The organism is Nocardioides sp. PD653-B2 (assembly GCF_002117935.1).
GTDB lineage: Bacteria > Actinomycetota > Actinomycetes > Propionibacteriales > Nocardioidaceae > Nocardioides.
Window position 1 is genome coordinate 13,020 of sequence record NZ_BDJE01000028.1, and the last position, 12,200, is coordinate 25,219.

Consider the following 12,200-nt stretch of genomic DNA (forward strand, 5'->3'; position numbering starts at 1 on the left):
TTGCGCCATTGTCTTCATCATAATGAACGGATGGATCGGATTGTCCGGATGACTCACCAGCGGTACCGCTCCGTCGGCATCAGGCCCGCCGTCTTGCCGCCGTCGATCGGTACCGCCGCCCCCGTGATGGAGGCTGCGTGGTCGGAGGCCAGGAAGCAGATGAGCTCGGCGACCTCTTCGGGCGCCGTGATGCGCCGCGCCGGGCTCAGCGCGAGGGCGCGTCGGAGGCCCTCGTCGCGACCGCCGACCAGCGCCCACTCGTCGTAGGTCATCTGGGTGTCCACCGGGCCGGCGCACACGGCGTTGACCCGCACCCCCCGATCGGCGTACGCAAGCGCCAGCGACTTGGTCAGGCTCACGACGGCAGCCTTCGACGCCGCGTAGCCGGCGCCGCCCGCGACACCGAGCAGACCGGCCATCGACGCGTTGTTGACGATGACGCCGCGGCTGCGCTCCAGGTGCGGGAGCGCGGCGCGGCTGCACAGCCAGGTGCCCTTGGCGTTGGTCGCGAACATGCGGTCCCAGTCGGCCTCGGAGGGTCCGTCGGAGCCCTCCTCCGCCTCGACCCCGCTGTTGTTCACCACGATGTCCAGCGAGCCGAACCTCTCGACGGTGGTCTCGACGAGCCCGGCGACCGACTCGGCCTCCCGCACGTCCAGCTCGACGTAGGTGACCGTCCCGGACGCGCCGGCGGCGAGCTCCGCCGCGGCCGTGGCGCCGCGGTCGCGATCGCGGCCGGCGATGACCACATGGGCGCCGCGGTCGGCGAGTGACCGCGCGGTCGCCAGCCCGATGCCGGTCGAGCCGCCGGTGACGATCGCCGTACGGGACTCGAACGTCCCGCCTCGCGTGACGTGCTGCTGAGGGATCATGTGCTTCTCGCCCGACGGATGTAGCGGTCGGTGATGATCGCCACGAGGATGAGGCAGCCCTGGACGACCTGCTGGAACGTCGTGTCCCACCCGAGCAGGTTGAAGCCGTTGCTGATCAGCGTCAGCAGCAGCACGCCGACCATGCCGCGCCAGATGGCACCCTCGCCGCCGAGGATCGACGTCCCGCCGATGACCGCCGCCGCGATCGCACTGAGCTCGAGGCCGAGCGCCATGTTGGCCTGGGCGCCGCCGCCGCTGCGCGCGACCAGCACGAGGCCGGCGAGAGCAGAACAGACGCCGCTGGCCATGTAGACACCGATGTGGACCGAGCCCACGCGAATGCCACTCAACCGGGCCGCCTCGGCATTGCCTCCGACCGCGTAGATCCGCCGGCCGAAGTTCGTGGCCCACAGCACGACACCCATGACGAGCGCGACGACGAGCAGCGTCGCCGTCGCGACGGTGATCCCGAGCCCGGGGACGTCGTCGGTGAAGACCTGGACGCCGTCGAGCTGGTCGGTCAGCGGGTAGATGATGGCGCCGCCGGTGATCACGAGCGCGACCCCTCGGTAGACGATGCTCACCGCGAGCGTGGCGATGAAGGCGTTGACCGCCGTGCTGACGTTCACGATGAAGCCGGTCAACGCGCCGAGGCCGGCGCCGGCCAGCACGGCGGCGACGAAACCTGCCTCGACACCGGCTGCCTGCGTCACCTCGACACCGATGATCGCCGAGAGCGCGAGCGACGCCGTCGCCGTGAGGTCGAAGACGCCGCTGATGATGCAGAGCGTCGCGCCGCAGGTCAACAGGCCCACGACGACCGCCTGGTCGAGCACGTTGGTGAGGTTCCCGGTCGTCAGGAAGGTGCTCGTCGACAGGGACAGGTAGATCACCAACGCGACGACGCCGATCACGACGCCGTAGTCGCGCAGGTTGAAGGACCGGGAGAGCGCCGAGGGCTGCGCCACCACGGGTGTACTGGTCTCAGTCATGATTCCTTGCCTCATCTCCGAAGGCGGCCGCCACCACGTCGCCGGCCGCCGCGTTCTGTGCGAACTCCGCCACGGCTCGTCCGCGCCGCATCACCACGACGCGATGGGCCAGTCCGAGCACCTCCTCGACCTCGGAGGAGACCACGACCACCGCCACCCCTGAGGCGGCGAGATCCACGATCAACCCGTGGATCTGCTGCTTCGCGACCACGTCCACGCCGCGGGTCGGCTCGTCGACGAGCAACACCGACGGCTCGGTGAGCAGCCACTTGGCGAACAGCGCCTTCTGCTGGTTGCCACCCGAGAGCGTCCAGATCGGCACTCCCAGGCCCTTGGCCCGGAGGTCGACCCGGCGCGCGACATCCGCAACCGCCCGCCGCTCGGCCTTGCGCTTGGCGAAGGGCCCCAGGCGCCGCCTGGACAGGGTCGGCGCGGCGACGTTGTCGCGCACCGACCGGGTGAGGGCAAGGCCCTGCTCCTTGCGCGACTCGGGGACGAGAGCGAGACCGGCCGCCATCGCGCGCGCCGGCGACGGCGCCTTGAGCGGTGCGCCGTGCACGAGAACCCGTCCGGCCGCCGGGGTGTCGGCACCGAAGATCATGCGCAGCAGCTCGCTGCGGCCCGAGCCGACGAGCCCCGCAACACCGAGGATCTCGCCGGCCCGCACCTGCAGGCTGACGTCTCGCACCATCCCTCGGCTGAGCCCCTCGACCGACAGTGCGACCGGGGCGTCCTCGGGAACCGGAGGCAGCGTCGGGTACATCACGTCGACCTGGCGGCCCACCATCATCGCCACCAGCGATGCCGGTTGGTGGCTGCTCGCGTCGTCGGTCGCCACGAGGTCCCCGTCTCGCAACACCGCGACGCGGTCGGCGATACTCAGCACCTCGTCGAGGAAGTGCGAGACGAACACGACCGTGGTGCCACCCTCGGCGAGCTTGCGGATGAGGTCGAGGAGCCCCTCCTTCTCGTGTCCGGCGAGCACCGCGGTCGGCTCGTCCAACGCGAGGACCTGTGCACCGCGCGCCAGGGCCTTGAGGATCTCCACCTGCTGCTGCCTCCCGATGGGAAGCGAGGCGACGATCGCGTCCGGGGCCAACCGGAACCCGGTCTCCTCCTGGAGCCGTTGGAAGGTCTGCAGGTCGCGTGCGCGGCCGTGACCGCCGGCCCAACCGTCCCAGCTGCCGAGGAAGACGTTCTCGAGGACCGTGCGCGCGGGGACCAGGGCGAGCTCCTGGCTGATCAGGCTCACCCCGCGGCTGATCGCGTCCTTCGGCGTGCGGATCCCGGCCGGCTCCCCGTTGAGGAGCACCTCGCCGGTGTCGGGCCGGATCGAACCGGCGAGGACTCGGAGCAGGGTGCTCTTCCCGGCACCGTTCTCCCCGACGAGACCCAGGATCTCGCCGGGTCGTACGTCGAGGTCCACGTCGCGCAGCACGGAGACGCCCCCGTAGCTCTTGCCGACGCCGCGGGCCGAGATCCCCAGCCCGCTACGCTGCGCCACCGGCGTCATCATCGGTGCCCTTCCGCTGCCAGCTCGATCAGTCCGAGTACTCGCCGGTGTAGCCCGCGAGGTTCTCCTTGGTGCCCAGGACGCCGAACGGGGTCAGCTCGTCGTAGCCGACGAACGCCGGGTCGACCTCGTCGCCCCGCGCGGCGGCGAGACCCATCTCGGCCGCCTTGGCGCCGGCGGTCTTCTCCGCGAACACGTACACGGCGTAGAAGTCACCCTGCTGAACGGCGGTCACGGCCTGCGTCGAGCTGCCGTTGCCGACGATGCTGACGTCATCGATGCCGGGAAGGTCGATCGCTCCGAGCAGCGCAGCCGAGGATGCGCCGGCGATCACGTCCACGTCCGGGTTCGCCTGGAGGATGTCCTGGACCGCGGCGCGGCCGGTGTCCTGGGCGTAGCCGCCCTCGACGTTCGCCACGACCTCGACGCCCGGCTGGTCCACGGCCGCGAGGAACGCGTCGGTCCGCACCACGTCGATCGGCTGCGCACTGAAGCCCTGCAGGTACGCGACCTCGCAGGGATCCGCACCGGCGTCCTCACACGCCTGGAGGCTCAGCTCGCCCAGCACGGTGCCGTTCCGCTTCGGGTCGTCGACGAGACTCAGCGTCCCGGGGATCTGCGGCTCCAGGGTCTCGAAGTCCGGCCCGATCGGAGTGAACTCGGCGACGACGGTGATGCCGGCGTCGACGGCCTCCTGGATCGTCTGCTGGACCGCGACTCCGTCGTTCGCCTGCACGATCCAGACGTCGTAGCGCTTGCTGGTGAGCGCGTCCTTCAACTGCTGGAGCTGCACCTGCACGTCGAAGTTCGGGTCAATGAACTCCGCGGTCGCGTCGTTCTTCTCGGCGTACTCGCTGATTCCCGCGTACGCCGCCTGGGCGAACGAGTTCGTCTTCGAGAACCCGAAGAACCCGATGCTCAGCGACTCGTCCGAGGCCGATCCGGTGTCTGCGGTGTCGGCGTCGTCGCCGCACGCCGACAGGAAGAGGGCTGAGCTGAGCGCGACACCGACGGCGGCGGCGCGAACGATCTTGTGCATGGACATCTCCCTTGGTCGCTTCTTGCGAGTAGCGAGATGTCTACCACAGTGTTCATTCTATTGGAAGAATGTTCATTAAAAGAAACATGGCTGACATGTTCAGGTCTAGGCCGAGGTGTGGTCGGCCGCGATCCACCACTGTCCGTCGCGCTTTTTCAGGTGCAGGGAGAACAGGCTCGTGGCGTCGTCGCCATCCCCGCGCGAGATCCAGGCGCGGCCGAACACGAGGGCGTCGGCCGGCCCCGCGAGGGTGATGACCACGTCCTCGTAGCGGAGCTCGCCGAGCCTGCTCCAGTCCGGGTACGCCCGCCTGAAACGCTCCCTGACCCGATCGATCCCGTGGACCACGGTGCTCGCCGAGGCGTAGCGGACGGACTCGTCTTGGACATAGGTGTCGAGAAGTCCGTCGAGGTCGCCGCCGTTCCACGACTCGAGGTGCGAGTCCAGCAGCCGCCGGATCGCCGCCCGGTCCGCCTCGGCCGCCTCGTCGAACGAGGACACCGCCCCGCTCATGGCTTCGCCTGCTCGCCGTGCGAGTCCAGGGAGTCGACCGCGAGCGCCACCGAGGGCGACGCCTGGTCGGGGTAGTGGATGACGAGGAACCCCTCGACCACCTCGTCGAGGGCCTCGTAGGCGTGCTCGCCCCACGACGGAAAGGACACGTAGTCGCCCGAGGCCACCTCGATCGGCGAGGACGTGGGACCGGTGAGCAGCCTGCCCTGCTTGACCACGATGTGCTCGACACCGGGATGCCCTCGCGAGACCTGCCGGTTGCCCGGCAGGCAACGGAAGTCGTAGATCTCGGTCGCGCTGCCCGTGCTGGCGAACCGGTCGTAGAGCATCAGCTCGACGGCGACGCCCCGGATGTGCCGGGCGTCGTCTCGACCGACGAAGGTCGGCGCCGCCTCCTCCTCGCTCGAGACCAGTTCGCCGATCGGCACCCCGAGGCCCCTGGACAGCGCGAAGATGGTCTCCAACGTCGGGTTCCCGACGCCGCGTTCGAGGTTCGACAAGGTGCCCTTGGCGACTCCGGACTGCTCGGCCAAGGCGCTCAGGGAGAGTCCCCGCTGGGTGCGCAGCCGCAGGATGGCACGCGACAGGGGACCGCTCACGAAGGACTGAGCGGAGGTCCTTCCGTTCATTTCATTAACCTCATTGACATCGACACCGGACTGCTGCGGAACGGTCGACACGCGGACCGCCCAGGTCCCTGCCGTCGTTCTACCTGGGACCGTAGCGGATGTTTCGCCCCTGTGACACGGAAAGCCTCGTCTCGACGTCGGCCTCGTCGCACTGCGGACAGCCGCACGGGCGGGAAGTCGACGTTCTATATAATGAATGCCGATCTGATTGCTGCCAAGACATGGAGCCGACTGCACATGCCACTGACCGGTCCCGTCTGGATCTCTTCGGACGAGGTGTACGCCAGGCTGAGTTTCGTCGGTGCCGCTCGCGCCATCAGCGAGTCGCTGCGCGACGGGCTCGACCCCTCCGCCGATCCGCCGCGCTCGATCGTCGACGTCTCCTCCGGCCAGCTCCTCATCATGCCCTCGGAGTTCGCCCGCCATGTCGGGGTCAAGATCGCCAGCGTCTCGCCGAACAATCCGGCGCGGGGCCTCCAGCGGATCCAGGGCGTGTACCTGCTGCTCGACGCCGACACGCTCGCGCCCGTCGCGCAGCTCGACGGCGTGGCTCTGACCACGCTGCGGACCGCGGCGGTCTCGGCGGCCGCGGCCGACGTGCTGGCACCCGACCGTGTGGAGCACCTCGTCGTCTTCGGCTCGGGCCCCCAGGCCTGGGGGCACGTGATGGCGCTCCGCGCGGTTCGTCCCGTCGAGCGCGTCACGATCGTGGCCCGGGACCGAGACCGCGCAGCGGCGCTCGCCGACAAGCTCGCCGACGGGACCATGACCGCCGCGGCCGGGTCCGCCGATGCCGTCGCGGACGCCGACCTGGTCGTGTGCGCCACCACGGCGCGCTCCCCCCTCTTCTCGGGGAACGTCCGCGACGACACGCTTCTCATCGCGGTGGGTTCCCATGAACCCGACGCGCGGGAGCTGCCCGGCGACGTCGTCGCGCGAGCCCAGGTGGTGGTGGAGGACGAGGCCGCCGCACTCCGCGAGGCCGGCGACGTGATGATTCCGGTGGCCGAGGGGCGCCTCGACCCCGCCTCCCTCGTCTCGCTCCGATCGGTCGTCCGAGGCGAGGTCCCCGTCGACCGCTCCCGACCACGGGTGTTCAAGAGCGTGGGGATGTCGTGGGAGGACCTGGTGATCGCGTCAGCGATCTACCACGCCTGAGCCAGCCCCACCCCGAGGCTCCGACACCACCACCGGACGTGGTCGATCGTCGCGTCGGTCACATCCCTTGGTTCCACGGGAGCTTCCCGGGACCGTCGCGTGCTCCAACAGGAAAGCCCCTGACCGGCATGACTGCAGGTCAGGGGCTTCTTGGTGGAGCCGCCTGTCAGAATCGAACTGACGACCTTCTCATTACGAGTGAGACGCTCTACCGACTGAGCTAAGGCGGCGTGCTGCCCGGGGTCTGGAGACCAGGTCCGGGCAACCCGGAGAAGTATACGGACGCCGGCTCGGTGCGCGAAAACGGCACCGGAGCCGACGCCCGGAGGTCCGATCGGGACGGCGAACGCGACCACGCCGCGCCTCTCGGAGGCGGGTGGGTCAGGCCGCGAGAGTGACGCTGGACGCCGGGGTGGCGGCCCGGCCGGTGACCATCGTCTGGTCGGCACCGCACCAGCAGGTGAAGGCGACGACGATGCCCTGGTCGGTGTTCGTCAGGGACGACACCTGGCTCGAGAAGATCAGCTGGCGCTTGGCGCAGGCGGTGCAGTAGTGGTCGAACATGAGGTGACCTCCCTCGAAGACGGCGGATGGGTGCTCCCCCATGGTTCAACATCTGTAGCCATAGGGGTAGCCTTGCTTTCCTTCGAGAAGTCAAGGCACAACCTATGATTGTGCGCGTGCTCTCCCTCCATCAGCTCACCTGCTTCCTCGCCACCTACGAGCACGGGTCGCTGACCGCGGCTGCCGAGGAGCTCGGCTACGCGCAACCATCGGTCTCCGAGCAGATCCGCTCGCTGGAGAAGTCGCTCGGCGTGCCGCTCTTCCGTCGGGTCGGGCGCGGCGTCGTGCCGACCACCATCGCCGACACGCTGCGCCCCCACGCCGAGCGGGTGCTCGCCGCCGTCGAGGACACCCAGCGAGCGGTGCAGAGCGTGAAGTCCTTCGAGACCGGGACCATCCGCTTCGGCATGTTCGGCACCGCCCGTCTGTACGCCGGCGCCGGGCTGGTCGCCGACGTGCTGTCGCGCTACCCCGGCGTCCGCGTGGAGCTGATCGGGCAGAACTCCATGGACGTGCAGGAGGACCTGCGCCGCGGGCGGATCGAGGCCGCGATGATCGCGGTGCCGTCCGTGGGCAGCGAGGGGCTCGACGTCACCCCGGTCGCCCGCGACGAGCTCGTCTACATCAGCGCCGACCCGACGCACCTCGAGGCACCGGTGACCGCACACCGGCTCTCGCAGGCGTCACTGGTGATGCCCGAGACGACCTGGCGGGCCGACGACTCGACGCGCCGGGTGCTGCGCCAGATGCTGCACGAGACCGGCCGCAACCCGCACACCCGGATCGAGGTCGAGGACGTCGAGACCGCCGTGGAGCTGGTCGGCATGGGCTACGCCGACTCGGTCATCCCGAAGGGCGCGGCGGTCCAGCTGCTGCCGCGGCTGGCGCCGAAGGCAGGCTGGGTGTCGCTGCGGCCGCGCCAGTACGACATGTTCGCGGTCGTGCACCGTGCCGGCGCGACCCTCTCGCCCGCCGCGCGCCTGATGATCGACCTCGCGACCACGCGGATCCAGAACATCGCCGAACCGGTTTCGCCCCACCGGTCCGGGGTTACTGTCGAGGCATGACTCCGGAAGGCTCAGAACAGATCGTCCGCGTCTTCCTCGAGCGCCTCGCCGCGGCCGACGTGGACGGTGCGCTCGAGCTGCTCGACCCCGAGGTCGTGTGGAAGAACACCGCGATGCCGGCCTTCAGGGGCGAGCGGGCGCGCGGCATGCTCCGCGACATGAAGCAGCGCGGCATCGGCTTCGGCGTGCAGTGGCACCACGTCGCCGCGAACGGCGACGTCGTGCTCACCGACCGCACCGACGTGATCAAGGCCGGCTCGTGGGAGACGTCGTTCCGCGTGCGCGGCACGTTCGAGGTCCGCGACGGCCGGATCGTGCTCTGGGACGACTCCTTCAGCTGGCTCGAGCTGTTGGAATCCGGCGTGGTCGGGCTCGGCCGGGTGCTGACCTCGCGCTAGCGCGCACGGTGCGGCTGGGCGGCCGAGAAGCGGCGGCGAGGCGCTAGCAGTCGGTCCCGTCCTCGGGCACGGTGCCGTCGAGCAGGTAGTCGTCGACGGCGGAGTCGACGCACTCGTTGCCCTCGTGGTAGCCGGTGTGGCCGTCGCCGTCGCGGCTGACGAGCACGCCCGACTCGAGCTGGTCGGCGAGGTGCACCGCCCAGGCGTACGGCGTGGCCGGGTCGCGGGTCGTGCCGACGACCACGATCGGCGGGGCGCCGGCCGCCCGGACGTCGCGCGGCTCCTCGGTCGACCGCACCTGGATCCCGGCGCAGGTGTTCAGCCCCCAGGCGAAGATCCGGCCGAACGTCGGCGACGCCTCCTCGAAGTCCGCCACGGCGGCCGGCACCTGGTCCGCGGGCACGGCGTAGGGGTCGTCGAGGCAGCTGATCGCCGGGAACGCCTCCATCGAGTTGTCGGTGTAGCCGCCGTGCCCGCGCGACGCGTAGGCGTCCGCCAGCGCCAGCAGCACGCTGCCGTCACCGTCGAACGCCGCCTCGAGGCCCTGGGTCAGGTAGCTCCAGAAGTCCCTGCTGTAGAGGGTGAACGCGATACCGGACACCGCGGAGCCCTCGGTGAGGTCGCGGTCGTCGGAGGTCTCCAGCGGCTGCCCGTCGACGTCGGCGATGAACTCCTTGATCCGGGCGACGCCGTCGTCCACGGTGTCGCCGAGGAAGCAGTCGCCGCCGTCGACGCAGTCCTGGACGTAGGAGCGCAGCGCCGTCTCGAAGCCACCGGCCTGCTCGAGGCTGAGCTCGCGCGAGCTGATCGAGAGGTCCACCGCCCCGTCGAGGACCAGCCGGCCCACCTTGTGGGGGAAGAGGTCGGCGTAGGTCGCGCCGAGCTCGGTGCCGTACGACGCCCCGAAGTAGGTGAGGGTCGACTCACCGAGCGCGGCCCTCAGGACGTCGATGTCGCGGGCCGACTCGATGGTCGAGATGTGAGCACTGAGGTCGCCGGAGCTGTCGACGCAGCCACGCCAGAACTCCTCGCCCGAGCGTACGTAGGCGTCGACCTCGGCCGCCGTGTCCGGGTCGGGGTCGCGGGCGAGGAACGCGTCGAGCCGGGCGTCGCTCAGGCAGTCGACCGGGCTGCTGTCACCGGTGCCGCGTGGGTCGAAGCCGACCACGTCGTAGGCGTCGAGGACCGGGCTCCGGAAGACCTGGCCCGCCGCCTCGGCGTAGTCGGTGCCGGGCGCGCCCGGGCCGCCGGGGTTGACGACCAGGGAGCCGATCCGCTCGGACGGCTCCGCGGCCGGCACCTTCAGCAGCGCGAGGTCGAGGGTCTCGCCGGCCGGGTGACGGTAGTCCAGCGGCACGGTGAGGGCCGCGCAGAGGAAGCTGCCGCGGCACGGGGACCAGCTGAGCTGCTGGGAGTAGTACGGCGCGAGGGCCGGATCCGGCGGCTTCGTCGCGCCGGGGGCCGGTGTCGTGGTGGGGACGTCGGTCCGGGCCGGGGTGGGGGTCGGGTCGGCTCCGCCCGAGCCGAGCACCGACAGCGCGGCCACCCCCACGATGCTGACCACCAGCGCAGCGACGAGGACGAGCACGACGACGCGCTTCACCCGGCGCGCACCTCGGGCGCGACCAGGCCGAGCATCATCGACTCGAGGGCCAGCGCGGGCTGGACGTTGAACTCCAGCATCTGCTCGCGGGCCTCGAAGATCGCGGAGATCCGGCGCAGGTTGGCCTCCGGCGTCGAAGCGCGGGCGAGCAGCTCCACGTCGTCGCGGATCTCCTCGTTGACGAGCGCCCCGGCGGCCCCGGCGGCGACCGCGATCGCGTCGCGGTAGACCGACACCATGTCCATCAGCCCGCGGTCGACGACGTCGAGGTGGCGGCGCTTGGCGCGCGCCTTCTGGTCCTTCTCGAGGTCGCGCAGCGCGGGGGCGTACTCCCGCGGCCGGCGCCCGCGCTCGACGACGCCGTACGTCGCGTCGAGGTCGGCCTTCTCGCGGGCGTCGAGCTCGCCGGTCATCAGGTCGGCCTCCTCCTTGGTGACGTCGTTGAGGCTCGAGGCGGCGTTCATGCACGCGCCGAGCGACGTCAGCCGCACCGGGAGCGCCACCACCTCGCGGCGCCGGTTGCGGGTCGCCTCGTCGCGGGCGAGCGCCCGGGCCCGCCCGATGTGGCCCTGGCTGGCGCGCGCGGCGTACGACGCCAGCGCGTCGGGGACGCCCACGGTGCGCACCAGGAAGGCCGCGACGTCGTCGGCGGTCGGGGTGGTGAGCGTGACCAGGCGGCACCGCGAGCGGATCGTGGGCAGCACGTCCTCGACGGTCGGCGCGCAGAGCATCCACACGGTCCGCGGGGCGGGCTCCTCGATCGCCTTGAGCAGCGCGTTGTAGGAGTGCTCGGTGAGCCGGTCGGCGTCCTCGACGATGATGATCTGCCAACGCCTGCCGACCGGCGCGAGCGAGGCGCTGCGCACCAGGTCGCGGACGTCCTTGACCCCGATCGAGAGCCGCTCGGTGCGGACCACGCGGACGTCGGCGTGGCTGCCGGCGAGCACGGTGTGGCAGGCGTGGCAGGTGCCGCAGCCGCCGGTCTCGCACTGCAGCGCGGCGGCGAAGGCGATCGCGGCGTTGGAGCGGCCCGAGCCGGGCGGCCCCGTGAACAGCCACGCGTGGTTCATGCCGTGGCCCTCGGCCGCCGACCGGAGCGCCTCGACCGCGCGGTGCTGGCCGACCAGGCCGTCCCAGACGGTCACGGCGCGGGCGTCCGTCGTACGGCGTGGTCGAGCAGCGGGGCGACCCGCTCGCGCACGGCGGCGGCGATCGCGTCGATCTCGGCCCGGGCGTCGAGCACCAGGTAGTGGTCGGGGTCGGCCGCGGCCAGGTCGAGGAAGGAGTCGCGCACCCGCTCGTGGAACTCGACGGACTCGCCCTCGATCCGGTCGCGCCCGGCGAAGCGGCTCAGCCCGCGGCGGGGGTCGAGGTCGAGGAGCACGGTGAGGTGCGGTCGCAGGTCGTGGGTTGCCCAGCGGGCGACCCACTCGACCTCCTCGACGACGAGCGAGCGGCCGGCGCCCTGGTAGGCGAGGAGGGAGTCGACGTAGCGGTCGGTGATGACGACGTCGCCGCGGTCGAGGGCCGGCTGCACGACGGTGTCGATGTGCTCGGACTTGTCGGCGGCGTAGAGCAGCGTCTCGGTGCGGTCGGAGAGGTCGCCGGTCTCGGGGCTGAGCACGATCCGGCGCAGCTCGCGCCCCACGACCGTGTCACCGGGCTCGAAGGTGAGCAGCACGGCGTACCCCTGCTCGCGCAGCCACTCGGCCAGCAGCTGCGACTGGGTCGACTTGCCGCCGCCCTCGCCGCCCTCGAAGCACACGAAGACACCGGTCTCGACGTACCTCCCGATGCTCACGCGTGAAACCTACGGGGCGGCACCGACGCAGACCAGCGAGGGGTGGCTCCG

At 70.8% G+C, this 12,200-nt stretch carries 13 protein-coding genes, 1 tRNA gene and 1 pseudogene; 3 read left to right on the plus strand and 12 right to left on the minus strand.

The annotated features are described in order from the left end of the window. Positions 1–53: 53 nt before the first annotated feature. The 7 genes and pseudogenes from PD653B2_RS12515 to PD653B2_RS12540 all read right to left on the minus strand — a co-directional run bounded on the left by PD653B2_RS12515 (position 54) and on the right by PD653B2_RS12540 (position 5,558). A complete protein-coding gene (locus PD653B2_RS12515; RefSeq protein WP_085872721.1) occupies positions 54–872 on the minus strand; it encodes an SDR family NAD(P)-dependent oxidoreductase in 819 nt (272 codons plus the stop codon). Further along, positions 869–1,864, minus strand: coding sequence for an ABC transporter permease (locus PD653B2_RS12520; protein ID WP_085872722.1), 996 nt, complete (start codon positions 1,862–1,864; stop codon positions 869–871). The genes PD653B2_RS12515 and PD653B2_RS12520 overlap by 4 nt, the downstream gene beginning before the upstream one ends. Then, positions 1,857–2,654: an ATP-binding cassette domain-containing protein gene (locus PD653B2_RS26050; RefSeq protein ID WP_414689167.1), complete on the minus strand. Its 798-nt coding sequence runs from the start codon at positions 2,652–2,654 to the stop codon at positions 1,857–1,859. Before PD653B2_RS26050 ends, PD653B2_RS12520 begins: the two co-directional genes overlap by 8 nt. A gap of 255 nt (positions 2,655–2,909) precedes the next feature. Further along, a pseudogene (locus tag PD653B2_RS26055) lies at positions 2,910–3,284 on the minus strand (ATP-binding cassette domain-containing protein); the annotation flags it as partial. A 121-nt stretch (positions 3,285–3,405) separates the two neighbouring features. Further along, on the minus strand, positions 3,406–4,416 hold the full coding sequence (locus tag PD653B2_RS12530; RefSeq protein WP_085872724.1) for a sugar ABC transporter substrate-binding protein: 1,011 nt from the start codon (positions 4,414–4,416) through the stop codon (positions 3,406–3,408). Positions 4,417–4,521: 105 nt separating this feature from the next. Then, positions 4,522–4,929 carry a nuclear transport factor 2 family protein gene (locus PD653B2_RS12535; RefSeq protein ID WP_123061233.1) on the minus strand — a complete coding sequence of 136 codons (408 nt, stop codon included), beginning with the start codon at positions 4,927–4,929 and terminating at the stop codon, positions 4,522–4,524. After that, positions 4,926–5,558, minus strand: coding sequence for a helix-turn-helix domain-containing protein (locus tag PD653B2_RS12540; protein WP_085872726.1), 633 nt, complete (start codon positions 5,556–5,558; stop codon positions 4,926–4,928). The genes PD653B2_RS12535 and PD653B2_RS12540 overlap by 4 nt, the downstream gene beginning before the upstream one ends. Positions 5,559–5,795: 237 nt before the next feature. Here PD653B2_RS12540 and PD653B2_RS12545 point away from each other — a divergent pair, with 237 nt between their 5' ends. Next, a complete protein-coding gene (locus PD653B2_RS12545) occupies positions 5,796–6,716 on the plus strand; it encodes an ornithine cyclodeaminase family protein (RefSeq protein WP_085872727.1) in 921 nt (306 codons plus the stop codon). A 154-nt stretch (positions 6,717–6,870) separates the two neighbouring features. Here PD653B2_RS12545 and PD653B2_RS12550 read toward each other — a convergent pair. Further along, positions 6,871–6,946 (minus strand) — tRNA-Thr (locus PD653B2_RS12550). A gap of 151 nt (positions 6,947–7,097) precedes the next feature. Continuing rightward, entirely contained in the window at positions 7,098–7,322 is a 225-nt protein-coding gene (locus tag PD653B2_RS12555; RefSeq protein ID WP_085872728.1) for a hypothetical protein, read from the minus strand. A gap of 74 nt (positions 7,323–7,396) precedes the next feature. Here PD653B2_RS12555 and PD653B2_RS12560 point away from each other — a divergent pair, with 74 nt between their 5' ends. Then, positions 7,397–8,347: a LysR family transcriptional regulator gene (locus PD653B2_RS12560; RefSeq protein ID WP_085872729.1), complete on the plus strand. Its 951-nt coding sequence runs from the start codon at positions 7,397–7,399 to the stop codon at positions 8,345–8,347. Beyond that, positions 8,344–8,745 carry a limonene-1,2-epoxide hydrolase family protein gene (locus PD653B2_RS12565; protein WP_085872730.1) on the plus strand — a complete coding sequence of 134 codons (402 nt, stop codon included), beginning with the start codon at positions 8,344–8,346 and terminating at the stop codon, positions 8,743–8,745. The genes PD653B2_RS12560 and PD653B2_RS12565 overlap by 4 nt, the downstream gene beginning before the upstream one ends. Before the next feature lie 43 nt (positions 8,746–8,788). Here PD653B2_RS12565 and PD653B2_RS12570 read toward each other — a convergent pair whose 3' ends face one another. The 3 genes from PD653B2_RS12570 to tmk are packed head-to-tail and all read right to left on the minus strand — an operon-like array spanning position 8,789 to position 12,149. Next, on the minus strand, positions 8,789–10,348 hold the full coding sequence (locus tag PD653B2_RS12570) for an alpha/beta hydrolase (protein ID WP_085872731.1): 1,560 nt from the start codon (positions 10,346–10,348) through the stop codon (positions 8,789–8,791). Beyond that, positions 10,345–11,493: a DNA polymerase III subunit delta' gene (locus PD653B2_RS12575; protein WP_085872732.1), complete on the minus strand. Its 1,149-nt coding sequence runs from the start codon at positions 11,491–11,493 to the stop codon at positions 10,345–10,347. The genes PD653B2_RS12570 and PD653B2_RS12575 overlap by 4 nt, the downstream gene beginning before the upstream one ends. Further along, positions 11,490–12,149, minus strand: a complete 660-nt coding sequence (tmk, locus tag PD653B2_RS12580) for a dTMP kinase (protein ID WP_085872733.1) — start codon at positions 12,147–12,149, stop codon at positions 11,490–11,492. The genes PD653B2_RS12575 and tmk overlap by 4 nt, the downstream gene beginning before the upstream one ends. Positions 12,150–12,200: the final 51 nt, after the last annotated feature.